General features: G+C 71.1%; 18 protein-coding genes and 1 riboswitch. Of the genes, 5 read left to right on the top strand and 13 right to left on the bottom strand.

Annotation, left to right across the window (positions count from 1 at the left end; genetic code table 11):
• Positions 1-207: 207 nt before the first annotated feature.
• The 4 genes from ACFVXE_RS02270 to ACFVXE_RS02285 form a co-directional block, all read right to left on the bottom strand.
• A complete protein-coding gene (locus tag ACFVXE_RS02270) occupies positions 208-858 on the bottom strand; it encodes a thymidine kinase (protein ID WP_389668324.1) in 651 nt (216 codons plus the stop codon).
• Between the two features lie 68 nt (positions 859-926).
• A complete protein-coding gene (locus ACFVXE_RS02275; protein ID WP_389668326.1) occupies positions 927-2114 on the bottom strand; it encodes an alkaline phosphatase family protein in 1188 nt (395 codons plus the stop codon).
• On the bottom strand, positions 2114-2710 hold the full coding sequence (locus ACFVXE_RS02280; RefSeq protein WP_389668328.1) for a DUF5998 family protein: 597 nt from the start codon (positions 2708-2710) through the stop codon (positions 2114-2116). The genes ACFVXE_RS02275 and ACFVXE_RS02280 overlap by 1 nt, the downstream gene beginning before the upstream one ends.
• 86 nt (positions 2711-2796) lie before the next feature.
• Complete coding sequence (locus tag ACFVXE_RS02285; protein WP_389668330.1) at positions 2797-5712, bottom strand: GNAT family N-acetyltransferase; 2916 nt, start codon at positions 5710-5712, stop codon at positions 2797-2799.
• A 172-nt stretch (positions 5713-5884) separates the two neighbouring features.
• Here ACFVXE_RS02285 and ACFVXE_RS02290 point away from each other — a divergent pair, with 172 nt between their 5' ends.
• The gene (locus ACFVXE_RS02290) at positions 5885-6166 is read left to right on the top strand and encodes an HPr family phosphocarrier protein (RefSeq protein WP_389668332.1); all 282 of its coding nucleotides are present in this window, start codon (positions 5885-5887) and stop codon (positions 6164-6166) included.
• A gap of 203 nt (positions 6167-6369) precedes the next feature.
• Here the strand turns inward: ACFVXE_RS02290 and ACFVXE_RS02295 are convergent, their stop codons facing one another.
• The 4 genes from ACFVXE_RS02295 to ACFVXE_RS02310 form a co-directional block, all read right to left on the bottom strand.
• Positions 6370-7080, bottom strand: a complete 711-nt coding sequence (locus tag ACFVXE_RS02295; protein ID WP_389668334.1) for a GntR family transcriptional regulator — start codon at positions 7078-7080, stop codon at positions 6370-6372.
• A 221-nt stretch (positions 7081-7301) separates the two neighbouring features.
• Complete coding sequence (locus ACFVXE_RS02300) at positions 7302-8102, bottom strand: M23 family metallopeptidase (protein WP_389668335.1); 801 nt, start codon at positions 8100-8102, stop codon at positions 7302-7304.
• Positions 8103-8114: 12 nt separating this feature from the next.
• Positions 8115-8281: riboswitch (cyclic di-AMP (ydaO/yuaA leader) on the bottom strand.
• Between the two features lie 208 nt (positions 8282-8489).
• Positions 8490-9872 (bottom strand): M16 family metallopeptidase, encoded by a 1383-nt coding sequence (locus tag ACFVXE_RS02305; RefSeq protein ID WP_389668499.1) that lies wholly within the window; start codon positions 9870-9872, stop codon positions 8490-8492.
• Between the two features lie 26 nt (positions 9873-9898).
• Positions 9899-11278, bottom strand: coding sequence for a M16 family metallopeptidase (locus ACFVXE_RS02310; RefSeq protein WP_389668337.1), 1380 nt, complete (start codon positions 11276-11278; stop codon positions 9899-9901).
• 212 nt (positions 11279-11490) lie between these two features.
• Here ACFVXE_RS02310 and ACFVXE_RS02315 point away from each other — a divergent pair, with 212 nt between their 5' ends.
• A complete protein-coding gene (locus tag ACFVXE_RS02315; RefSeq protein WP_389668339.1) occupies positions 11491-13941 on the top strand; it encodes a DNA topoisomerase (ATP-hydrolyzing) subunit A in 2451 nt (816 codons plus the stop codon).
• Positions 13942-13951: 10 nt separating this feature from the next.
• Here ACFVXE_RS02315 and ACFVXE_RS02320 read toward each other — a convergent pair whose 3' ends face one another.
• Together ACFVXE_RS02320 and ACFVXE_RS02325 are read right to left on the bottom strand one after the other, a co-directional pair.
• Positions 13952-15055: a CobW family GTP-binding protein gene (locus ACFVXE_RS02320; protein WP_389668340.1), complete on the bottom strand. Its 1104-nt coding sequence runs from the start codon at positions 15053-15055 to the stop codon at positions 13952-13954.
• 21 nt (positions 15056-15076) lie between these two features.
• Positions 15077-16237, bottom strand: a complete 1161-nt coding sequence (locus tag ACFVXE_RS02325) for a citrate synthase (RefSeq protein WP_389668342.1) — start codon at positions 16235-16237, stop codon at positions 15077-15079.
• A gap of 109 nt (positions 16238-16346) precedes the next feature.
• On the opposite strand from ACFVXE_RS02325, the gene ACFVXE_RS02330 reads away from it, so the two are divergent.
• Positions 16347-17663: a citrate/2-methylcitrate synthase gene (locus tag ACFVXE_RS02330; protein ID WP_389668344.1), complete on the top strand. Its 1317-nt coding sequence runs from the start codon at positions 16347-16349 to the stop codon at positions 17661-17663.
• Positions 17664-17692: 29 nt separating this feature from the next.
• On the opposite strand, the gene ACFVXE_RS02335 is transcribed toward ACFVXE_RS02330, so the two are convergent.
• Positions 17693-18712, bottom strand: a complete 1020-nt coding sequence (locus ACFVXE_RS02335; RefSeq protein ID WP_389668346.1) for a LacI family DNA-binding transcriptional regulator — start codon at positions 18710-18712, stop codon at positions 17693-17695.
• Positions 18713-18808: 96 nt separating this feature from the next.
• On the opposite strand from ACFVXE_RS02335, the gene ACFVXE_RS02340 reads away from it, so the two are divergent.
• Both ACFVXE_RS02340 and ACFVXE_RS02345 read left to right on the top strand, forming a co-directional pair.
• Positions 18809-20482 carry an ATP-binding protein gene (locus tag ACFVXE_RS02340; protein ID WP_389668348.1) on the top strand — a complete coding sequence of 558 codons (1674 nt, stop codon included), beginning with the start codon at positions 18809-18811 and terminating at the stop codon, positions 20480-20482.
• Positions 20479-21153, top strand: a complete 675-nt coding sequence (locus tag ACFVXE_RS02345) for a response regulator (RefSeq protein ID WP_389668350.1) — start codon at positions 20479-20481, stop codon at positions 21151-21153. Before ACFVXE_RS02340 ends, ACFVXE_RS02345 begins: the two co-directional genes overlap by 4 nt.
• Before the next feature lie 115 nt (positions 21154-21268).
• On the opposite strand, the gene ACFVXE_RS02350 is transcribed toward ACFVXE_RS02345, so the two are convergent.
• The gene (locus ACFVXE_RS02350; protein ID WP_389668352.1) at positions 21269-22861 is read right to left on the bottom strand and encodes a cation acetate symporter; all 1593 of its coding nucleotides are present in this window, start codon (positions 22859-22861) and stop codon (positions 21269-21271) included.
• Positions 22858-23301, bottom strand: a complete 444-nt coding sequence (locus ACFVXE_RS02355) for a DUF485 domain-containing protein (protein ID WP_389668501.1) — start codon at positions 23299-23301, stop codon at positions 22858-22860. The genes ACFVXE_RS02350 and ACFVXE_RS02355 overlap by 4 nt, the downstream gene beginning before the upstream one ends.
• Positions 23302-23330 lie beyond the last annotated feature (29 nt).

Here is a 23330-nt window from a genome sequence, read left to right on the forward strand (position 1 = left end):
ATCAGGCCGCGAGCAGTTTGTGCAGGCGCTCGGCTGGGGCTTCCCAGCCGAGCGTTTTGCGTGAGTGGCCGTTGAGCTGGGCGGCGACGGAGGCGCCCGCAGCTCGGGGTTCCGGGTGATCTTGCACGGTTTGGGCCGGGGCCGGCGCCCGTCGGCGCGGGCCTGGGCCGCGTGGGGCCGGAACCACGGCCTGTTCAGCCGACAACCTCAGCCGGAGGCCACCGGCAGGACGTCCGGCGAGAGCGCGCCGGCACGGGCGGAACCGCTCGTCATGCGGCGACGATGGTGACGCCGGCACAACACCTCGTAGCCGGTCTCCGCAGCGGGGCTGCTCACGTCACCGACTACGACCTGTTCACCTTCCACCACCATCTCGCCGCCCACCGTGCGGGCATTGTGCGTAGCACGCGCCCCGCACCAGCACATCGCCTCCACCTGCAACGTCTCCACCCGGTCCGCCAGCTCGATCAGCCGCCGCGAGCCGGGGAACAGCTTCGTGCGAAAATCCGTGGTGATTCCGAAGGAGAAGACATCCAGGCTCAAGTCGTCCACGACTCGCGCCAATTGATCGATCTGCACCGGCTCCAGGAACTGCGCCTCGTCCACGATCAAGTAGTCGACCCTGCCGCCCTGCGACACCCGGTCGACGACATAGGCATACAGATCCATGCCCTGCACCGCCTCGACCGCCTCGGTCACCAGCCCGAGCCGTGAAGAGAGCTTGCCCTCCCCCGCACGGTCATCCCGAGTGAAGTTCAGACCCTGCAGCCCTCTCGCCGAACGGTTGTGCGCAATCTGTAGCGCGAGTGTGCTCTTTCCGCAGTCCATCGTTCCGGAGAAGAACACAAGCTCGGGCATGAGGGGTTGAGCGCCTTTCGGTTCGGGCGGGGCCGGGGAGAGCGGGCCGGAGAGAGTGGAAAACGGGGTTACGAGCGTACTTCGAGGAGCGGGACGAGCTGCTCGACGGGGGTCATCGAGCCGTGCATGCCGACCATCGCGGATTCGTGCGGCTCCTGGACGGAGGCGGTGACCACCACGTCGTCGTGTGCGGCCGCCACCACATCGCCGATCCTGCCGTACACCCGCTCGTCGATCTGCGGACCGAACCAGCCGGCCGCGATCGCCTCGTCCCGGCTCGCCACCCAGAACTGCTCGCCCAGGACTTCCCGCCAGACGGTCAGCACATCGGTCTCGGCGCCCGGGACGGCGTACACATGACGGGCCCGGCCCTCGCCGCCGAGCAGGGCGACGCCCGCGCGCAGCTCCCAGTCCTCGTCGAAGTCGATCCGGGACTGCTCGTCGAACGGAATGTCGATCATGCCGTGGTCGGCGGTGATGTACAGCGCGGAGCGGGGCGGCAGCTGCTCGGCCAGGCGCTGTGCAAGGCCGTCCACGTACATCAACTGGCCGCGCCAGGCGTCGGAGTCGACGCCGAAGCGGTGCCCCTTGCCGTCGACCTCGCTGTAGTACGTGTAGACGAGCGACCGGTCACCGGCGGCGAGCCGGTCCGCGGCCAGGTCCATGCGGTCCTCGCCGGTGAGCCTGCCGTGGAACGTGCCGCCACTGAGCGCGATCTTGGTGAGCGGGGTGTGCTGGAAGGTCGGGGCGGAGACCTGCGCGGTCGCCACACCCGCCTCGTCGGCGAGCCCGAAGACCGTGGGGTACGGCTGCCAGACCGCCGGGGAGGTCCAGGGCTTCCAGCGGAGCTGGTTCATCAGCTCGCCGGTCTCCGGATTGCGGGCGGTGTAGCCGGGAAGGCCGTGCGCTCCGGGCGGCAGACCGGTGCCGACCGAGGCGAGCGAGGTCGCCGTGGTGGCCGGGAATCCGGCCGTGATCGGACGGCCGGTGCCGCCGCGCGAGGTGGGGAGGAGGGAGTGCAGGAACGGCGCCTCGTCCGGATGGGCCGTGATCTGCTCCCAGCCGAGACCATCGATCAGGAAGACGCAGTTCCGGTCGGCGGGGGTCAGCTCCGGGATCGCCGCCGTGAAGCCGCGTACGCCCTGTCCGGCGACGAGCGTCGGCAGCAGATCCGCGAGCGAACCGCTGCCGTACTCGGGGACGGGTGCTGTGTCGAGAGGGAGGAGAACGGGGTCCTGCCAGGCCGGCTGGGCCATCAGCGGCCGGTCGCCGCGGTCGCGGCCGTCGCCTCGGAGAGCGCCTGGGCGAACGCGAGGGTCTGGCGCACCGTGTCCGGGCCGTCACCGGCCTCGCTGACGCGCAAGCTCAGGTCGTCGGCGGTCGAGCTGCCGGTGTAGCCGTGGTCCGCCTCGCAGTTGGGGTCGCCGCAGGCGGCGGGCTCGAGGTCGATCCGGGAGACCGCGCCCCACCCGATGGTCAGGACGACCTCGCGGGGCAGCGTCCCCGGCACGTACTTCTCCGGGTCGGCCACGACACGGCTGACCACGACGGACGAGATCCGGTCCAGCTTGACGGATTCGGTGGAGGTGGTGGCGTACGGCGACGGGGAGCTGGTGTCCGCGTTCTGCTCGTCGGTGTGGCTGACGATGAAACGGTTGTCCGTCAGGACCAGGACCGTGACATGCCTGCGCACCTCGTTGGAGTCGAAGGTGGTCTCCTGGTGCACCAGGTACGAAGCGACCGGCTCACCGCCGACGGCGGCCTCAACCGCCTCGGCCACAAGGGCCGGGTAGTAGCCGCTGCGCTCGATCGCCGCGCGCAGCCCCTGGGTCGTCGTACCGGTCTTCGCCATACGCACCATCCTACGGGGGGTGAATGACTGCCGGGGACGCTGTGGACAGGGCCGGGGCCCGCTCCCCGGTGGTTCGGGCGGCCGGCTCAGTAATCGGGGAGGCGGCGGGGCCCGAGGTCGGTACGGGCTGGAGGCGGCGACAGCCGGACGCTCGCGCCGAGGACGGTCAGCCCCTGGGGGGCGACCACGACCGGTTCCAGGGCGACGGAGACCACTTCGGGATGGTCGTCGACCAGCCGGGACACCCGCAGCAGCAGTTCTTCGAGCGCCGCGGTGTCGACCGGTGCCGAGCCGCGCCAGCCGAAGAGGACGGGGGCTGCCCGGATGGACCGGATCAGTTCGGCGGCGTCGCGGTCGGTGGCCGGCACGAGGCGGTGGGCGGTGTCTCCGAGAAGTTCGGAGGGTGCGCCCGCGAGACCGAAGGAGAGGACGGCTCCCGCGGCCGGGTCGATCGAGGCCCGTACGACGGTGTCCACTCCACGCGGCGCCATGGACTGGACGACCGGCAGCAGTTCGGCGGGTTTGCCGAGCAGGTCCGTCAGCTCGCCGTACGACCGGCGCAGCGCGGTCTCGTTGGCGAGGTCGAGCCTGACTCCGCCGAGATCGGCCCGGTGGCGCAGATGAGGTGCGGTGGTCTTGAGCGCCACCGGGTAGCCGAGCCGCGCGGCGGCGGCGACGGCGGCCTCCGGGTCGGGGGCGGGGAGCGTCGGCCGCACGGTGATGCCGTAGCACTCCAGGAGTTCGCGTGCCTCGTCGTGGCCGAGCGGGCGGCCCCGGGGGTCGGGCGCGGGCCCGAGGAGGGCGTCGATGCGGGTGGCGGCCCCGGCCTCGTCGATGGTGTCGTCGAGGAACTCGGGCACCTTCCCGGGCAGCGCGGCCTGGCGCCGCCACTGCGCGTACTTCACCGCCTCGGCCAGCGCGCGGACGGCGCGCTCGGCGGCCGGGTAGGCGGGGATACGGCCCGTGGTGGGGGCGGTGTCCGTGGCGGCGGGGCTGCTCTGCCGGGCCTGGGCGGCCCCGGCGCCCGCCGTGGCGGCGGGGGTGTTCCCCGGGGCCGCTGTCACCGGCGCCCCCGCGGTGGCCGTCGCGCCCGGCACGGGCTCCGCAGCGGTCACGCGCGGCACCGCGACGGTGCTGGTGGCGGCCGCGAGCGCCTCGGCCAGGCCGCCGATCTCCACATGGACCACGGCCACCGGCTTGGCCGGGCCCGTGTCCGCAGCGGTGCGCAGGGCGTCCGCCAGCACCTCGCCGTCACCCGATTCCGCTTCGCCGCTCTCGCCCACCCATGGGATCGCCGTCACGATCACGGCGTCGCAGCTCTGGTCGGCGAGCGCCTCGGCCAGCGCGTCCCGGAAGTCCTGCGGGGTGGCCGCGGTGGTGAGGTCGCGGGGTGGGCGCGGGCGCAGCCCCTCGGCCAGACAGGCGTCGTACGTCAGGAGGCCGAGGGATTCGGAGTTGCCGACGATCGCGACCCGGGGGCCCGCGGGAAGGGGCTGGTCGGCGAGGAGCAGGCCCGCGTCGACCATCTCCGTCACCGTGTCGACGCGGATCACGCCCGCCTGCCGCATGAGTGCGGACACGGTCGCGTCCGGGATCCGGCTGACCGGTACGGCGTGACCGGGCGGGGTGGAGCCGCTGTGCCGGGCGCCCTTGACCACGACCACCGGTTTCACCGCCGCGGTGCGCCGCGCGAGGCGGGTGAACTTGCGCGGATTGCCGAGCGATTCCAGGTAGAGCAGGGCGACATCGGTGTCCGGGTCCTCGTACCAGTACTGCAGGAAGTCGTTGCCCGAGATGTCGGCGCGGTTGCCCGCGGAGATGAATGTGGACAGGCCCGCACCGCGGCGGTAGAGCCCGGAGAGCAGCGCGATGCCGATCGCGCCCGACTGGGTGAACAGCCCGATCCGCCCCCGGGCGGGCGACTCGGGGGCGAGTGAGGCGTTCAGTCGTACGGCGTCGGAGTTGTTGATGAGGCCGAAGGCGTTCGGGCCGATGATGCGCATGCCGTACGAGCGGGCCTGACGCACCAGTTCGCGCTGCCGTTCCCTGCCCTCGGCACCCCACTCGGCATATCCGGCGGAGAGGATCATGAGGCCCTGGACCCCGTGTTCGCCGCAGTCGGCGACGGCCTCCGGGACCCGGTCCGCGGGCACGGCGACGACCGCGAGGTCGACCGGTTCGCCGATCTCGCCGATGGAGCGATGGGCGGGGATGCCGTCGATCGCACCCTGGTCGGCGGCGAACGCGCTGTTCACGGCGTACGTCCGGCCGGTGAAGCCGGCACCGAGAAGGTTGCGCAGGACCGTGCGGCCCACTCCGCCGGGGGTGCGGCCGGTACCGATGACGGCGACCGAGCCCGGCGCGATCAGCCGCTGCACCGAGCGTGCCTCAGCCCGCTGTTCACGGGCGCGCTGGACGGCGAGCGACTCGGCGGTCGGTTCGAGATCGAGGGTGAGGTGGACCGAGCCGTCCTCGAAGCTGCGCTGCTGGGTGTAACCGGCGTCCCGGAACACCTTGATCATCTTGTTGTTGGCGGGCAGCACCTCGGCGGCGAAGCGCCGGATACCGCGCTCGCGGGCCACCGCGGCAATGTGTTCGAGCAGGGCCGACGCCACGCCGCGGCCCTGATGGGCGTCCTGGACGAGGAAGGCGACCTCGGCCTCGTCGGCGGGCGCGGACGCGGGGCGGCCGGCCGCGTCGATCCGGTCGTAGCGGACGGTGGCGATGAACTCGCCGCCGACCGTGACCGCGAGGCCCACCCGGTCGACGTAGTCGTGATGGGTGAAGCGGTGCACGTCCTTGGCGGACAGCCGGGGGTACGGGGCGAAGAAGCGGTAGTACTTCGACTCGTCGGAGACCTGCTCGTAGAAGCTGACCAGGCGCTCGGCGTCGCCCGTGGTGATGGGCCTGATCCGGGCCGTTCCTCCGTCCCGGAGCACCACGTCGGCTTCCCAGTGGTCGGGGTACGCATGGTGCGGACTCTGCTCCGGCATGGGCTGCATGGACAAAGCCTACGACCCGGTCAGCGGTCGCGTGGGGCTCGGGAGCGGGGCAGTCTGGGGGGCGGATCGCCCGTGCGGCACAGGCTGCGGGCCGGTTGGCGTGTCGGGCGGAGCAGTGCGCACTGCGTGAGAGAATGGTCTAGACAACCGTTGATTCGTGAAGGGCAGAACCATGGCTGAGCGCCGCGTCAATGTCGGTTGGGCCGAGGGCCTGCACGCCCGCCCCGCTTCCATCTTCGTCCGTGCCGCCACGGCTTCCGGCGTCCCCATGACGGTCGCCAAGTCCGACGGCAGCCCGGTGAACGCCGCCTCCATGCTCGCGGTGCTCGGCCTCGGCGCCCAGGGCGGCGAGGAGATCGTGCTCGCCTCCGAGGCGGACGACGCGGAGGCCGCGCTCGACCGGCTGGCGAAGCTGGTAGCCGAGGGGCTCGAGGAGCTCCCGGAGACCGTCTGATTCCGGAGATTGCGACAGGACCGGCCATTCCGGCCGATTCCTTCCTGCCGATTCCTTCCGGCTTATTCCTGCGGCGGAGCCGCGGCGCCCCCGAACGGCGCCGCGGCTCTTTCGTTTTCTCAAGCCGGTGCGCATCGGAAGCGAATTCGGGCAACACGAAGAAAGCCCCGCCGAATTACTTCTCTTTGTATACGGCGCATGTGTTAATGACGGCCGCTCGCGGTGTTTACGGAATGTTGCGAAGTTCTCACCCGGCCGGGGGCGCCGGTCCCGTGACCCGGGATGCTGCCCGCGCGGCGCAGCCGGTGCGCGCCGGCCGCCCGCTCGGCATGCTGGGCGGCCAGCCCCCTGGCCCGTTCCGCGTCACCGCGGGCCACGGCGTCCACGATGGCCCCGTGCTCGGCCCAGGAATCGGCGGGGCGGGCCGGCTGGTCGACCGCGTACATCCAGGCGATCTTGTGCCGTAGCTGGGTGAGCAGCGCGATGAGTCCGGGGCTGCCGGACGCCTGGGCGAGCGTCTCGTGGAACCAGCCTCCCAGCGGGCGCAGATCCTCCCCCTCGCCCCGCCTGGCCCGCTCCTGCCCCAGCCTGACCAGGCCGCGAAGCACCTTCAGGTGCGCCTCGGTGCGGCGCTGCGCGGCGCGGGCGGCACCCAGCGGCTCCAGCAGCATCCGCACCTCCAGGAGGTCGACGGCCTCCTGCTCGGTGGGCTCGGCGACGCAGGCCCCGGCGTGTCGGCGGGTGACCACGAAGCCCTCGGACTCCAGGGTGCGCAGCGCTTCCCGTACCGGGACGCGGGAGACCCCGTAACGGCGCGCGAGCAGCTCCTCGGTGAGTCTGCTGCCGCGTTCGAAGACACCGGAGACGATGTCGTCACGGATTGCCGTGCATACCGAATGCGCCGGAATGCGCATGTCCGAACCTCCGCCTTAATCCCCGCGAAACGCGGCCGATCGACGCCTGTTCTGCGACTCTATTGCAATGCGACCGCATTTCCGACGCCGGGCCGGAATTCATGAATATCTTTTGGCCCGGATCCGGTTCCGCGGTCCGACTCCACGAGCCGGTCCGGCGGGTACGGCGAAGGCCCCGGCGGGGAGCCGGGGCCTTCGGAGGTGATGCGGTGCGGCGTCGGTCAGACGTTGACGCCGTGGGCGCGCAGATACGCCACGGGGTCCATGTCGGAGCCGTAAGACGGTGTGGTGCGCGCCTCGAAGTGGAGGTGCGGTCCGGTGGAGTTGCCGGTCGAGCCGGAGAGGCCGATCTGCTGGCCGCCGCGGACGCTCTGGCCGACCGAGACACCGATCGAGGAGAGGTGGCCGTACTGGGTGTACGTGCCGTCCGTCATCCGGAGCACGATGTTGTTGCCGTACGCGCCGCCCCAGCCGGCCTCGACGACCGTGCCGGCGCCGACGGCGACGACGGAGCTGCCGGAGGCGGCGTGGAAGTCGATGCCCGAATGGCGGCCGGAGGACCAGAGGGAACCGCTGGACTTGTAGCCGGTGGTGACGTACGAACCGGCGACGGGGAGCTGGAAGGCACCCAGGCGGGTGCGCTCGGCGGAACGGGCGGCGCGGGCCTTCGCCTCACGGGCCTTCTCTGCGCGGGCTTCGGCCTTCGCCCTCGCAGCCACCTCGGCCTTCGCCTTGGCCGCCGCGGCGGCCTTGGCCTTCGCCTCGGCGGCGAGGTGGGCCTGGTGCTTCTGCACGTCGGCCTGGAGCGCCACGCGGTCGGCGACGGTCTCCTCGATGGCGATGACCTGGGTCAGTCCGGTCTCGTCGACGGCGGGGGTGCCGGCATCCGCGGCGAGGGCCGGGGATGCCAGTCCGCCGATGACGCCCGTGGTGGCGAGAGCCGCGGCTCCGGCGACCCGTGCGCTCCTGCGCGTCAGACGGCTCGGGGCACGGTGCTTCCCGGTGGGGCGGATGAACGCCATGAAGTGACTGGTCCTTTCCTTCCTTCTCGCCTACCGGGTTAGCTGACGGGTTCGGAGCAGGAAGGTCTCCTACGGATCCCCGGCCTCGCACGAGGTCGCGGTATCCGATTCACCCCAGGGACTCATGGGTCCCCGGCTCCCCGGGCTCGCGCCCGACGGGGATTCGGCGATGGCTGTACGGCGCCGCGGATGCGGCATACGGGTGACGGACAGCTGAGCCGACGCTAGGCGGGGTCACTTTCAATCACCAAACGGACAGGCCGTTTTGTAGTGCATCCCACAGGGCATTCAGCCACTCAATGCAACATTTCGGACAAAAGGGAAGACCCCGGCGAGAACAGACTCGCAAGGGTCTCCCTATGTCCCGTTATGCGGGACTCTGTCGTATCAGCCGGCGACGACCGACACCTCGCCGATGCCCAGCGCCCTGACCGGCTCCGCGATCTGTGCCGCGTCGCCGACCAGGATCGTGACCAGCCGGTCCACCGGGAAGGCGTTGACCACCGCCGCGGTCGCCTCGACCGTGCCGGTCTCGGCCAGGCGTGCGTACAGCTGCGCCTGGTAGTCGTCCGGGAGGTGCTGCTCGACCTGGTCGGCGAGCGTGCCCGCGACCGAGGCGGCCGTCTCGAACTTCAGCGGGGCGACACCCACGAGGTTCTGCACGGCCGTCTCGCGCTCGGCGTCGGTCAGCCCGTCGGCCGCGAGCGTCCGCAGGACCTTCCACAGGTCGTCCAGCGCCGGTCCGGTGGACTCCGTGTCCACCGATCCGCTGATGGCCAGCATCGCCGCGCCGGTCGCCCCGGTCGCGGAGTCCGGCGCCGACGACCGCAGGACCTGCCCGAAGGCCCGCACGCCGTACGTGTAGCCCTTCTCCTCGCGCAGTACCCGGTCCAGCCGGGAGGTGAGGGTGCCGCCCAGGCAGTAGGTGCCCAGCACCTGGGCCGGCCACACGCTGTCGTGCCGGTCGGCGCCGACGCGGCCGAGCAGCAGCTGGGTCTGCACGGCGCCCGGCCGGTCGACGATCACCACGCGGCCGGTGTCGTCGGCGGTGATCGGCGGGACGGGACGGGGTTCCGCGGCGTCGCCCGACCAGTCGCCGATCGTGTCGGCGAGCAGCGCGTCCAGATCGATGCCGGTGAGGTCACCGACGACCACCGCGGTCGCGGTGGACGGGCGGACATGGGCCTCGTAGAAGGCGCGTACGGCCGCGGAATCGATCCGCTCCACCGTCTCCTCGGTTCCCTGCCGCGGGCGGGACATGCGCGCCGTGGCGGGGAACAGTTCCTTGGAGAGCTGCTTGGCGGCCCGCCGCGCCGGGTTGGCCTGCTCGTGCGGGATCTCGTCGAGCCGGTTGTTCACCAGCCGCTCGATCTCGGTGTCGGCGAACGCGGGTGCCCGCAGCGCCTCGGCGACCAGTCCGAGCGCCTTGGCCAGCCGGGAGGCCGGGACCTCCAGGGAGACCCGGATGCCGGGGTGGTCCGCGTGCGCGTCCAGGCTCGCGCCGCAGCGCTCCAGTTCGGCGGCGAACTCCTCGGCGGAGTGCTTGTCGGTGCCCTCGGACAGGGCCCGCGCCATGATCGTGGCCACGCCGTCGAGGCCCTCGGGCTCGGCGTCCAGCGGGGCGTCGAGGAAGATCTCGACCGCGACGACCTGCTGGCCGGGGCGGTGGCAGCGCAGCACCGTCAGCCCGCTGGGCAGGGCGCCGCGCTCGGGCGCGGGGAAGGCCCAGGGCCTGGCCGTGCCGGGCGTCGGCTGCGGGTGGTACTCCATCGATACTCCAGTCGCGGCAGCGTCGGTCACTTGTCCGCTCCTTCGTGCGTGTCGGTGTCGGCGTCCGTCTCGTCGGCGTCCGCCCCATCGGCGGACTCGGCCGGTTCGACCGGCTCGTAGACCAGCACCGCCCTGTTGTCGGGGCGCAGCTGCGCCTTGGCGGCCGCCTGGACCTCTTCCGCGGTGACGTCCAGGACCCGCCGGACGGCGGTCAGGGCGAGCTGCGGGTCACCGAACAGCACGGCGAACCGGCAGAGTTCGTCCGCGCGTCCCGCGACCGTGCCGAGCCGGTCCAGCCACTCGCGCTCCAACTGTGCCTGGGCACGCTCCATTTCCTCGGGCGTGGGGCCGTCGGCGGCGAACCGGGCCAGCTCCTCGTCGACCGCGGACTCGATCTGCGCCACCTCGACACCACCGGACGTCTTCACGTCCAGCCAGCCGAGCGACGGCGCGCCGGCCAGCCGCAGCAGTCCGAAACCGGCCGCGACGGCGGTGCGGTCGCGGCGTACCAGACGGTTGTGCAGCCGCGAGGACTCACCGCCACCGAGCACGGTCAGCGCGAGATCCGCAGCGTCGCACTCCCGGGTGCCGTCGTGCGGCAGCCGGTAGGCGGCCATCAGCGCCCGCGCGGGGACCTCCTCCTGGATCTCCTCGCGCAGCTGCTCGCCGATGATCTCGGGGAGCGTGCCGTCGCGCGGCGGCTGCTTGCCGTCGTGGGAAGGGATGGAGCCGAAGTACTTCTCGATCCAGGCGAGCGTCTGCTCCGGGTCGATGTCGCCGACGACCGACAGCACCGCGTTGTTGGGCGCGTAGTACGTACGGAAGAAGGTCCTCGCGTCCTCGAGGGTCGCGGCGTCCAGGTCGGCCATCGAGCCGATCGGGGTGTGGTGGTACGGGTGTCCCTCGGGGTAGGCGAGGGCGGTCAGCTTCTCGAACGCCGTGCCGTAGGGGACGTTGTCGTACCGCTGGCGGCGCTCGTTCTTGACGACGTCCCGCTGGTTCTCCATGGACTCCTCGTCGAGGGCGGCGAGCAGCGAGCCCATCCGGTCGGCCTCGAGCCACAGGGCCAGCTCCAGCTGGTGCGTGGGCATCGTCTCGAAGTAGTTGGTCCGCTCGAAACTGGTCGTCCCGTTGAGGGAGCCGCCGGCCCCCTGCACCAGCTCGAAGTGTCCGTTCCCCTTGACCTGTCCGGAGCCCTGGAACATCAGGTGCTCGAAAAGGTGAGCCAGACCCGTGCGCCCCTTGACCTCGTGGCGCGAACCGACGTCGTACCAGAGGCACACCGCGGCGACCGGGGTCAGATGGTCCTCGGAGAGCACCACGCGCAGGCCGTTGGCCAGACGGTGCTCGGTCGCTGTCAAGCCGCCGGAGCCGGCCTGGGCTGTGGCCGTGTGACCCATGGGCATGTACGTCCCTTCGATCGCGATACTGAAAATCCTGCGAGACCTGCCACTGTAAGCAAGCGCACCGACACCTGGCGAAGTTCCCGTGCCGCAGAAGTCCCTGAAAGAGCGCTTGGGACGGGTCGAGGTCGGGCTTGTCGGTGCGGCGGTCCACAATGGTCCGCGTCAGAACCTGAGGTTGCCCGAACAGAATCCGTGAAGGAGTCGCAGCAGCGATGGCCCGCCGCAGCACGAAGACCCCGCCGCCGGACGACTTCGAGGAGAAGATCCTCGACATCGACGTCGTCGACGAAATGCAGGGCTCCTTCCTCGAGTACGCGTACTCGGTGATCTACTCACGGGCCCTGCCCGACGCCCGTGACGGCATGAAGCCGGTGCACCGCCGCATCGTGTACCAGATGAACGAGATGGGCCTGCGCCCCGACCGCGGCTATGTGAAGTGCGCCCGCGTCGTCGGCGAGGTCATGGGCAAGCTGCATCCGCACGGCGACGCGTCGATCTACGACGCCCTGGTACGGATGGCGCAGCCGTTCTCGATGCGGCTCCCCCTCGTCGACGGGCACGGAAACTTCGGCTCGCTCGGCAACGACGACCCGCCGGCCGCCATGCGGTACACCGAATGCCGGATGGCCGACGCCACGTCGCTGATGACCGAGTCGATCGACGAGGACACCGTCGGTTTCCAGTCGAACTACGACGGCCAGGAGCAGGAACCGGTCGTCCTCCCGGCCGCGTACCCGAACCTCCTGGTCAACGGTTCGTCCGGGATCGCGGTCGGCATGGCGACCAACATGCCGCCGCACAACCTGGGCGAGGTCATCGCCGCCGCCCGCCATCTGATCAGGCATCCGGGCGCGGACCTGGAGACCCTGATGCGGTTCGTCCCCGGGCCCGACCTGCCGACCGGCGGCCGGATCGTGGGCCTCGGCGGCATCAAGGACGCGTACGCCGCGGGACGCGGTACGTTCAAGATCCGTGCGACCGTCGCGGTGGAGAACGTGACGGCGCGCCGCAAGGGTCTGGTCGTCACCGAACTGCCCTTCTCCGTCGGCCCGGAGAAGGTGATCGCCAAGATCAAGGACCTGGTCTCGGCGAAGAAGCTCCAGGGCATCGCCGACGTCAAGGACCTCACCGACCGCGAGCACGGGCTCCGCCTGGTCATCGAGGTCAAGAACGGCTTCGTGCCCGAGGCCGTGCTGGAGCAGCTCTACAAGCTGACGCCGATGGAGGAGTCCTTCGGCATCAACAACGTGGCGCTGGTCGACGGTCAGCCGCTCACGCTGGGTCTCAAGGAGCTCCTCGAGGTCTATCTCGACCACCGCTTCGACGTGGTGCGCCGCCGCAGCGAGTTCCGCCGGACCAAGCGCCGCAACCGGCTGCACCTGGTCGAAGGCCTCCTGGTCGCGCTGATCGACATCGACGAGGTCATCCGGCTCATCCGGTCCAGCGACAATTCGGCCCAGGCGAAGGAGCGGCTCATCGAGCACTTCTCGCTGAGCGAGATCCAGACGCAGTACATCCTGGACACACCCCTGCGCCGGCTCACCCGGTTCGACCGGATCGAGCTGGAGAGCGAGCGGGACCGGCTCAACGTCGAGATCGGCGAGCTGACGGCGATCCTCGAATCGGATGCCGAGCTGCGGAAGCTGGTCTCCGCCGAACTGGCCGCGGTTGCGAAGAAGTTCGGCACCGACCGGCGTACGGTGCTGCTGGAGTCGGCCGGTTCGCAGGTCGCCTCGGTGCCGCTCGAGGTGGCCGACGACCCGTGCCGGGTGCTGCTGTCCTCGACCGGTCTGCTGGCCCGTACGGCCACCGGCGACCCGATCGTGGTCGCCGAGGACGCCAAGCGCGCCAAGCACGATGTGATCGTGTCGGCGGTGCCTGCGACGGCGCGGGGCGATGTCGGCGTGGTGACGTCCACCGGACGGTTGCTGCGGCTCGCGGTGATCGATCTGCCTCAGCTGCCGGACACCCACGCGGCGCCGAACCTTTCGGGCGGCGCGCAGGTCTCGGAGTTCCTCACACTGGGGGCGGACGAGGAGATCATCTGCCTCACCACGCTCGACGAGTCCTCCCCCGGGCTGGCGATCGGCACCCTGCAGGGAGTGGTCAAGCGCGTGGTGCCGGACTATCCGGCCAACAAGGACGAGCTGGAGGTCATCACCCTCAAGGACGGTGACCGGATCGTCGGCGCCGCCGAACTGCGGACGGGCGAGGAGGATCTCGTCTTCATCACGTCCGACGCACAGCTGCTGCGCTACCCGGCACAGCAGGTACGGCCGCAGGGCCGGCCCGCCGGCGGTATGGCGGGCGTGAAGCTGACGGCGGGTGCCGAGGTGCTCTCGTTCGGTGCGGTGGACCCGGCGGTGGACGCGATGGTGTTCACGGTGGCCGGCTCGCACGGCACGCTGGACGACTCGGTGCTGACGGCGAAGCTCACGCCGTTCGACCAGTATCCGCGCAAGGGGCGGGCCACCGGCGGGGTGCGCTGTCAGCGCTTCCTCAAGGGCGAGGACGTCCTGGTGTTCGCCTGGGCGGGCGCGATCCCGGCACGGGCGGCCCAGAAGAACGGGGCACCGGTCGGGCTGCCGGATGCGGATCCGCGGCGCGACGGCTCGGGGACGCCGCTCACCGCGCCGGTCGCGGTGATCGCGGGACCGGTGTAAGGGAGCCTGCTCAGCCGTCCGGCTGCTGTACGTACCGCAGGACGCCCCACATGCTCCGCTCATGTGCGGCGTCCTGCTCCATGCCGGGCCGCCGGACCGTGTGCGCCGCCGGTACGGCGCTTTCGCGGCAGCCGGACAGCTCCTTGTGCAGGGTGTCCCGATCGACCCCGGAGCCGATCAGGACGAGCTGGGTGAGGCGAGGCTCGTCGCGCGTCCAGGGCCTTGGGGCGAACCGCAGGAACCGGCCGACGGCGTGCACGGCGTACCTGTTGGCGCGGTCGCCCGATCCGAAGTCGACGAATCCCTTGATCCGGTAGAGGCCCTCCGGCCGGGAATCGAGGAAGGCCATCAGCCGGCGGGGATTCATCGGTGCGTCCGCGGTGAAGGCGAGACTCTCGTACGCGGTGTGCAGATGGCCCGGGTGCCCCTCGGTCCCGCCGTCCTCCAGCAGGAGGTCCTCGAAGGTGAGCTGGCGCGTCCGCTCGTCGCCGTCGGGCCGGAGCACCGGGTCGAAGAGCAGCTCAGGGTCGATGCGCCCGTACGCCGCGCAGATCACGGCCGCCCTGCTGCCGGTGGCCCTGACAGCGGCCCTGACGCGGTCCTGTTCCTCGGGGGCGACCCGGTCCGTCTTGTTCAGCACGACGAGATCGGCGATGCCGAGATGGCGCTCGATCTCCGGATGACGCTCCCGGGTGGCACCGAACTCGGCGGCGTCGACGACCTCCACGAGCCCCCCGTACACGATGTGCGGGTTCTCGCTGGCCAGCAGCATCCGCACGAGCTCCTGCGGTTCGGCCAGTCCGCTCGCCTCGATGACGATCACGTCGAGGCGGGCGGCGGGCCGGGTCAGGGTTTCCAGGAAGGTGTCGAGTTCGCCGGCGTCGACGGCGCAGCACAGGCATCCGTTGCCCAGCGAGACGGTCGAGCCGACCTGACCCGAGACCGTCATGGCGTCGATCTCGATGGAGCCGAAGTCGTTGACGATCACACCGATCCGGTTCCCCGCACGGTGACGCAGGATGTGGTTGAGCAGCGTCGTCTTACCGGAGCCGAGGAACCCCGCCAGAACGATGACCGGGATCCGGTGCCTGCGGGACGGGGACGGCGGATTCAACGAGGCCCTCCTGGGGGGACGTCAGGGAGCCGGGACCGGCTGCGGCGGGGGCGGACCGACGTATCGGGCCGCTGGGCGGATGATCTTGGAGTCGTCCGCCTGCTCCAGGATATTGGCGCTCCAGCCGACCACCCGCGCCGCACAGAAGGTTGGGGTGAACATGTCCCGTGGCAGCCCGCACAGCTCCATGACGACGCCCGCGTAGAACTCCACGTTGGTGTGCAGCTCACGTCCCGGTTTGAGCTCGGCCAGGATTGCCTCGACCTGGCGTTCCACCTCTACGGCGAAGTCGACGAGCGGACCGCCGAAACTCTGGGCGATCCCGCGCAGCATCCGGGAGCGCGGGTCCTCTGTGCGGTAGACGGGGTGACCGAAGCCCATGATCCGTTCGCCCGCCAGAACCCGCCCGCGGATCCAGCCGTCGATCCGGTCGGGGGTGCCGATCGCGTCCAGGGTGTCGAGCGCGCGGCTGGGCGCTCCGCCGTGCAACGGCCCGGAGAGCGCGCCGACGGAGGCCACCAGACAGGCGGCGATGTCCGCGCCGGTGGACGCGACGACCCGGCCGGTGAAGGTCGAGGCATTGAAGCCGTGGTCGACGGTGGAGATCAGATACTGCTCGACGGCCCTGACGCGCGCCGCGTCGGGCTCCGCACCGGTGAGCATGTACAGGTAGTTGGCGGCGTACGGCAGATCGTCGCGCGGTTCGACCGGTTCGAGGCCCCGGCCGAGCCGGTACAGGGCGGTCAGCACGGTGGGGACGGCGGCGCAGGCGGCCAGCGCATCGCTGCGGCGCCGGTCACCGTCGATGTCGTACACCGGGCGGAAGCCGGCCGAGGCGCCGAGCAGCGACAGGGCGGTGCGCAGCCCGGCCAGGGGGCCGGAGACGGCGCCGGCACGGGCTATGGCGGGGAGGGCGTCGCGGACCTCCGGGGGCAGCCGGCGCAGGGCGGCGGTGCGGGCGGCGAAGTCGGCGCGGGCGGCCGGGCCGGGCAGCTCCCCGTGGAACATCAGGTACCAGACGTCCTCGAAGCTGCGGGTCTGCGCAAGCTCGACCGCCGAGTACTGCCGGTAGTGGTAGAAGCCCTCACGCCCTCGGACGTCACCGAGGGCGGTGTCCGTGACGACGACACCGGCGAGGCCTCGTGGCACCTGGAGCGGCGTTCCGCTGGTCATGGTCGACATGTCTTCCTCCGAGAACTTCTGTTCAACCGCATCACTATTGATTTGACTGTCTATGATGGATTTAAATCTTGTCAACGTTGATTGAATCAACATGGATACGGTGAGCAGCATGAAGGATCAAGCAGCACCCGGCGATCACGCCGGAGCGGGTGCGGAGCGGCTCACCACGCGCGAGACGGCCGAGCGGCTGGGGGTGAAGCCGGAGACGGTGTACGCGTACGTCAGCCGGGGGCAGCTGACCAGTCACCGTGCCCCCGGCGGCCGCGGCAGTACGTTCGACGCCGCCGAGGTCGATGCGCTGATCCGGCGCACGGGCCGCAGGGAGCCCCAGCCCGCTGCCGGTGACCTGGTCTTCCGTACCGGTATCACGCTGATCGAGAGCGACCGCTACTACTTCCGCGGGGTCGATGCGACCGAACTGGCCACGCACTTCGCCTACGAGGAGGTCGCCGAATGGCTGTGGACCGGCGAACTCCGGCCCGGCCTGCGCTTCGCCGCCCCTGCCGAGGCACTGGCCGCGGCGCGCCGGACCGTCGGCGCGCTGCCCGCGCACAGCGGGTCGACGGACCGGCTGCGGGTCGCGCTCGCCGCCGCGGCGGCAGCCGACCCCCTGCGCTTCGATCTCTCGCGCGAGGCGGTACTCGGCAGTGCTCGGAGCCTGATCCCGACCCTGGTCCGCGCGCTGCCGGCCGTTGCCGGCGCGCCCTCGGCACCCGACGACGGGACCGCTGCGCACCCGCCCCGGCTGGCACACCAGCTGTGGCCGAAACTCACCGCTCGACCGGCCGACGAGGCCTCACTCGCCGTACTGGACGCCGCTCTCGGCCTTCTGATCGACCACGATCTGGCCGCGTCGACACTGGCCGCCCGGGTCGCCGCGTCCGCCCACGCCCATCCATATGCGGTGATCTCCGCGGGCCTCGGCGTTCTGGAGGGTCCCCTGCACGGCGCCGCGAGCAGCCTGGCGCACCGGATGCTCAGCGAGGTCCTGGAGCGGGGCGGCGCGGCTCCGGTGGTCGCGGACCATCTCCGCACCGGCCGCCCGGTGCCGGGACTCGGGCACCGGCTCTACACGGCCGAGGACCCGCGCGCCCGCGCGCTGTTCGCCCTGCTGGCGAAGGTCCCGCAGGCGGCGCCCGCGCTGGCCGCGGCTCGCGACGTGGTCACCACGACCGCCCGCCACACCCCGCTGCACGCCAACATCGATCTGGCGCTGGCCGTGCTCTCCGTCGCCTCGGGCATGGACGCGGAGGCGGGTGAGACGGTCTTCGCGGTGTCCCGTACAGCGGGCTGGATCGCCCATGCCCTGGAGGAGTACGGCGAACGCCCGCTCCGGATGCGTCCCAACGGCCAGTACACGGGCCCCCGCCCGCCACAGCCGCTGCCCACCTCGGGATCAGCTCTCACCGGACAGGGACCGCAATAGGCGGACAATGGGACGCAAAATATCGACGATCAGGAGGAAATGTCCCTCGGCGGCTGCGCGGTCGACCCCCGCACCACGAGTTCCGGTTCGAAGAGCAGCTCGTCCGAGGGCACGGTACGGCCTCCGATCTGCACGGAGAGCAGCTCGACGGCGGCACGCCCCATCGCCTCGATCGGCTGCCGGACCGTGGTCAGAGGCGGCTCGGTGCAGTTCATGAAGGCGGAGTCGTCGTAGCCGACGACCGAGACGTCGGCGGGCACGGAGAGGCCTCGACGGCGGGCCGCACGCACCGCCCCGAGGGCTAGGGGGTCGCTGGCGCAGATGATGCCGGTGACGCCCTGGTCCAGCAGGCGCATGGCGGCGGCCTGTCCGCCCTCCAGCGAGAACATGGCCCTGGCCACCCACTCGTCGGGCACGGTCGTACCGGCCTCCCCGGCAAGTGCACGGGCAGCGGCGAGCTTTCGCTGGGAGGGCACGTGGTCGGAGGGGCCGAGCACCAGGCCGATGCGCTCGTGACCGAGCGAGACGAGATGACGCCAGGCCTGCTCGACGGCGACGGAGTCGTCGCAGGAGACCCCGGGGAACCCGAGGTGGGCGATGGCGGCGTTGATCAGGACGACCGGGATCCTGCGGTCGGCGAGCACCTTGTAGTGATCGTGCGGGGCATCGGCCTGATGGTAGAGGCCGCCCGCGAAGACCACTCCCGACACCTGCTGCTGCAGCAGCAGCTCCACGTAGTCGGCCTCGGAGACACCGCCCTTGGTCTGGGTGCACAGGACGGGGGTCAGGCCCTGCTGGGCGAGCGCACCGCCCACCACCTCGGCGAAGGCCGGGAAGATCGGGTTCTGCAGCTCCGGCAGAACCAGCCCGACCAGCCGGGCCCGCTCACCGCGCAGCTGCGTCGGACGCTCGTAACCGAGCACGTCGAGCGCGGAGAGGACGGCCTTCCGGGTGGCGTCGGAGACGCCGGGCTTGCCGTTGAGCACCCGGCTGACCGTGGCCTCGCTGACTCCAACCTTCTGTGCCACCTGAGCAAGTCGTCGCGTCATACGCGCAAGATTAGCGAAAAAAACGCAAACGGATTGCGTGAGGTCGGAAAGAAGACAGATTTCAGGAAGCGGACGAAGGCGTTCTACCTTCGTACGATGAGCGCCCCACCGCCCACCCCCCGCAGACCGCGACGGTTCGGCCCGCCGCAGCGGGTCTTCTCCCAGGTGTTGCTGATGCAGCTCGCCGTCGCCACCGGCGTCACCGTACTCGCCACCGGCCTCTTTCTGGCACCCCTCAGCGCACAGCTCGACGACGAGGCGATGCACCGCGCGCTCGCCATCGCGCAGAGCACAGCGGCCCAGCCAGAGATCACCGAGTCGCTGCTCAGCACGATCCCGGCCCCGGGCGGACCCGTGCAATCCGCGGCCGAGCGGATCAGACGCTCCACCGGCGCCGAGTACGTCGTCGTGATGGACCGGCATGGAGTGCGCTGGTCGCATCCCGACACCGGCCGGATCGGCAAGGTCGTCTCCACCGATCCCAGCGAGGCTCTCGCGGGCGACGAGGTCATGGAGATCGACAGAGGCACACTGGGACGTTCGGCCCGGGGAAAGGTGCCGCTCCGCGGCGACACGGGCCGCGTGGTGGGCGCCGTCTCCGTCGGTATCGCGTACGACAGCGTCCGGGCCCGCCTCCTGGCGGCGATCCCGGGGCTGCTCGCCTATGCCGGCGGGGCGCTGGCGGTCGGGGCGCTCGCGGCCTATCTGATCTCCCGCCGCCTCCAGCGGCAGACGCATGACCTGGCCTTCTCCGACATCTCCGCGCTGCTGGCGGAACGCGAGGCGATGCTGCACAGCATCCGCGAAGGGGTCGTCGCGCTCGACCCCGCGGGGCGCGTCCGGCTTCTGAACGACGAGGCGCAGCGGCTGCTCGGGCTGGGCCCCGATGCCGCCGGCCTGCCGCTCGACGAGGTGCTCGGCCGGGGACGGACGGCGGATGTGCTCGCAGGCCGGGTGGTGGGCGACGACCTGCTGACCGTACGCGGCAGCCGGGTGCTGCTCGCCAACCGGATGCCGACCGCTGACGGAGGCGCCGTCGCCACCCTCCGCGACCGCACCGAACTCGAGGATCTGGGCCGTGAGCTCGACTCGACCCGCGGTCTGATCGACGCCCTGCGCGCGCAGGACCACGAACACGCCAACCGGCTGCACACCCTCCTCGGCCTGCTGGAGCTGGAGATGCACGAGGACGCGATGGAGTTCGTCACCGAGGTCGTCGGGGTCCACCGGGCCACCGCCGAGCAGGTCACCGAGAAGGTCCACGACCCACTGCTCGCGGCCCTGCTGGTCGGCAAGACGACGGTCGCCGCGGAGCGTGGCGTCTCGCTGCGCCTTGCGCCAGGCACACTGCTCCCCGACCGGTTGGTGGACCCTCGCGGGCTCGTCACCGTGGTCGGCAACCTCGTCGACAACGCCATGGACGCGGCCGCCGGGCCGAGCGGTGCCCTGATCGAACTGGAACTGCGCGCGGAGGACCGCACGGTGGTGCTGCGGGTTCGCGACAGCGGCCCCGGCGTCCCCGCAGGGCAACGCGAGTCGATTTTCACCGAGGGCTGGTCGACGAAGGAACTCCCGGCGCACGGCGGCAAGCGGGGCCTGGGGCTCGCGCTGGTGCGGAAGCTCGCCGAACGGCAGGGGGGCAGCGCGGCCGTCGGCATGGCGCCGGGCGGCGGTGCCGAGTTCACCGTGATTCTGCCGGAGGCCCTCACCGGAACCGGGCCCACTGAGGCAGACCTTCCGGAAGCGGGCGTCATGGGAGTGGGCCGATGATCCAGGTCCTGGTCGTGGACGACGACGTCCGGGTCGCGCGGATCAACGCGGCGTACGTGTCCAAGGTGCCCGGTTTCCAAGTGGCCGCGCAGGCACACAGCGCCGCCGAGGCCCTCGCCGCGGTCGAATCGCATCACGTGGACCTCGTCCTGCTGGACCACTACATGCCCGACCGCAATGGACTGGCCGTGGTACGGGAGCTGCGCAGGCTGGGCCACCGCACCGACGTGATCATGGTGACGGCGGCCCGCGACGTGGCCACCGTGCAGGAGGCCATGCGGCACGGCGCGCTGCAGTACCTGGTGAAGCCCTTCACGTATGCCGGACTGCGGACCAAGCTGGAGGCGTACGCGGCACTGCACCGCACCTTGGAAAGCGGTGGCGAGGCCGAACAGGGGGAGGTGGACCGGCTCTTCGGCGCACTGTGGGCGGCGGGCGAGCCGGACCTCCCCAAGGGGCACTCCCCCACCACCGCGGAACTGGTCCGCCAGGCACTGCGGGACGCCGACGGGCCGCTCTCCGCGCAGGAGATCGCGGAGAGCGCCGGAATGAGCCGGCAGACCGCACAGCGCTATCTCAAACTCCTGGAGCGGACGGGGCGGGTGCGGCTGACTCTGCGGTACGGCGAGACGGGCCGCCCCGAGCACCGCTACACGTGGGCGAAGCCGTAGCGCCTCTCCCGTGGCGGCCCGCGGGCCCGGAGTTCCGGCGGTCCGCCGGCCCGGTCTTCGGGCGCCGGGCCCGCGGGGTGCTCGCACTCGGGGCCGTACCGGCCGTTGTGGCCGGCTACACCGCCCCGGCCCCGGTCAGCGCGCGGACCTCGGTCTCCGCGTGCTTGGCGGTGTCGGGCGGCTCGGGCGAGGTGACCGTACCGATCCAGCCGGCCAGGAAGCCGAGCGGGATGGAAACCAGACCGGGGTTCTCCAGCGGGAAGAACTGGAAGTCGACGCCGGGGAGGAGCGAGGTGGGGCTGCCGGAGACGACCGGGGACAGCAGTACGAGCAGCACCGCGGGGATCAGCCCGCCGTAGACCGACCAGACCGCTCCCCGTGTGGTGAAGTTCCGCCAGAACAACGAGTAGAGCAGCACCGGCAGATTCGCCGAGGCCGCCACGGCGAAGGCGAGTCCCACCAGGAAGGCCACGTTCAGGTCCTGGGCGACCAGGCCGAGCGCGATGGCCGCCACTCCGATCCCGGCCGCGGCGATCCGCGCCACGGTGACCTCGCTGTGCTGCTTGGAGCCCGGTCGTCTGAGCGAGGCGTAGAGGTCGTGTGCCACCGAGGCCGACGAGGCGAGCGTGACCCCTGCGACAACGGCGAGGATGGTCGCGAAGGCGACGGCGGCGACCACGGCGAAGAGGATCGTCCCGCCGGTGGAGCCTTCGCCGCCGCCGAGGACCAGCGCCAGCAGTGGAACCGCAGTGTTGCCGGCGGGATTCGACGCGCGTACGTCCGCCGGGCCGACCAGCGCCGCTGCCCCGAACCCGAGCACGATCGTCATCAGGTAGAAGCTGCCGATCAGGCCGATGGACCAGACGACAGATCGACGGGCGGCCCGGGCGGTGGGCACGGTGTAGAAACGCGACAGGATGTGCGGCAGTCCGGCCGTACCCAGCACCAGGGCGAGCCCCAAGGACACGAAGTCGAACCGTGCGGTCCAGCTCCCGCCGTACTTGAGGCCGGGCGAGAGGAACTTGAGCCCGTGCCCGCTCCGTTCGGCGGCGGAGTTCAGCAGGGCATTGACATTGCCGTGGAAGTGGACCAGCACGAGCACGGTGAGCACACTCGCGCCCACCAACAGCAGCACGGCCTTGACGATCTGGATCCAGGTCGTGGCGCGCATCCCGCCGAGCGACACATAGATCACCATGAGCGCCCCCACCCCGATGACGGTCCAGGTGCGGGCCGCGTCACTCGTGCCGCCGAGGAGCAGGGCGACCAGGCTGCCGGCGCCCACCATCTGCGCCACCAGGTAGAGCACGGAGACGGTGACCGAGGAGGTGCCTGCCGCGATCCGTACCGGGCGTTCGGCCATCCGCGCCGCCACCACGTCGGCGAGGGTGAACCGGCCGCAGTTACGGACGAGTTCGGCGACGAGCAGCAGGACGACGAGCCACGCGACGAGGAAGCCGACCGAGTAGAGCATGCCGTCGTAGCCGAACAGTGCGATGACGCCGGAGATCCCCAGGAAGGACGCGGCCGACATGTAGTCGCCGGCGATGGCGAACCCGTTCTCCATGGGGGAGAACAGCCGGCCGCCCACATAGAACTCCTCCTCCGAACCGTGCCGGTTGCGGCTCACCCAGGTGGTGATGGCGAGGGTCACTGCGACGAATGCGCTGAACAGCAGGAGCGCCAGGGTCTGATGGTTCCCGCTCAATGCCCGATCCCCCGCGTCATCTCCTGGGTCTGCCAGCGCAGATCGAGTGCCGCCCGGTCCCTGCGCAGTCGCGCATGGCGTGCGTACGCCCCGGTGAGCAGGAACGTCGTGAGGAACTGGCCGAGTCCCGCGACCATCGCCACATTGACCGCCCCGGCCACCGGATGGGCCATCAGCCCAGGCGCGGTGATGGCCGCGACCACGTAGACGAGGTACCAGACGAGGAAGGCGAGGGTGGCGGGGACGACGAACCGCCGGTACCGGCGGCGCACTTCCTGGAAGGCCTCACTGCGCTGCACCTCCACATAGATGTCGGCCGCGCTGTGGCCGCGCTGTGGGGCCACTGGTCCGGGTGGCCCGACGGGCACGAAGCCTCCTGCACCGTCCAGCTCGCCCCATCCGGAGGCCAGCGCGTCGTACCACGGGTCCTCGAGCCGCATCGCTGCGGTGTCGCGCCCTGCTTCCTTCT

The sequence above is a fragment of the Streptomyces sp. NPDC058231 genome (genome assembly GCF_042882275.1).
Taxonomy (GTDB): Bacteria; Actinomycetota; Actinomycetes; order Streptomycetales; family Streptomycetaceae; genus Streptomyces.

What these genes read in the sequence shown, in the direction of transcription:
- ACFVXE_RS02305 (WP_389668499.1), bottom strand. Translation starts at nt 9,872, where the DNA reads ATGGAGTACCACCCGCAGCCGACGCCCGGCACGGCCAGGCCCTGGGCC.
- ACFVXE_RS02340 (WP_389668348.1), top strand. Translation starts at nt 18,809, where the DNA reads ATGAGCGCCCCACCGCCCACCCCCCGCAGACCGCGACGGTTCGGCCCG.
- ACFVXE_RS02345 (WP_389668350.1), top strand. Translation starts at nt 20,479, where the DNA reads ATGATCCAGGTCCTGGTCGTGGACGACGACGTCCGGGTCGCGCGGATC.
- ACFVXE_RS02280 (WP_389668328.1), bottom strand. Translation starts at nt 2,710, where the DNA reads ATGGCGAAGACCGGTACGACGACCCAGGGGCTGCGCGCGGCGATCGAG.
- ACFVXE_RS02335 (WP_389668346.1), bottom strand. Translation starts at nt 18,712, where the DNA reads ATGACGCGACGACTTGCTCAGGTGGCACAGAAGGTTGGAGTCAGCGAG.
- ACFVXE_RS02315 (WP_389668339.1), top strand. Translation starts at nt 11,491, where the DNA reads ATGGCCCGCCGCAGCACGAAGACCCCGCCGCCGGACGACTTCGAGGAG.
- ACFVXE_RS02325 (WP_389668342.1), bottom strand. Translation starts at nt 16,237, where the DNA reads ATGTCGACCATGACCAGCGGAACGCCGCTCCAGGTGCCACGAGGCCTC.
- ACFVXE_RS02285 (WP_389668330.1), bottom strand. Translation starts at nt 5,712, where the DNA reads ATGCAGCCCATGCCGGAGCAGAGTCCGCACCATGCGTACCCCGACCAC.
- ACFVXE_RS02275 (WP_389668326.1), bottom strand. Translation starts at nt 2,114, where the DNA reads ATGGCCCAGCCGGCCTGGCAGGACCCCGTTCTCCTCCCTCTCGACACA.
- ACFVXE_RS02330 (WP_389668344.1), top strand. Translation starts at nt 16,347, where the DNA reads ATGAAGGATCAAGCAGCACCCGGCGATCACGCCGGAGCGGGTGCGGAG.
- ACFVXE_RS02290 (WP_389668332.1), top strand. Translation starts at nt 5,885, where the DNA reads ATGGCTGAGCGCCGCGTCAATGTCGGTTGGGCCGAGGGCCTGCACGCC.
- ACFVXE_RS02295 (WP_389668334.1), bottom strand. Translation starts at nt 7,080, where the DNA reads ATGCGCATTCCGGCGCATTCGGTATGCACGGCAATCCGTGACGACATC.
- ACFVXE_RS02270 (WP_389668324.1), bottom strand. Translation starts at nt 858, where the DNA reads ATGCCCGAGCTTGTGTTCTTCTCCGGAACGATGGACTGCGGAAAGAGC.
- ACFVXE_RS02300 (WP_389668335.1), bottom strand. Translation starts at nt 8,102, where the DNA reads ATGGCGTTCATCCGCCCCACCGGGAAGCACCGTGCCCCGAGCCGTCTG.
- ACFVXE_RS02355 (WP_389668501.1), bottom strand. Translation starts at nt 23,301, where the DNA reads ATGCGGCTCGAGGACCCGTGGTACGACGCGCTGGCCTCCGGATGGGGC.
- ACFVXE_RS02310 (WP_389668337.1), bottom strand. Translation starts at nt 11,278, where the DNA reads ATGCCCATGGGTCACACGGCCACAGCCCAGGCCGGCTCCGGCGGCTTG.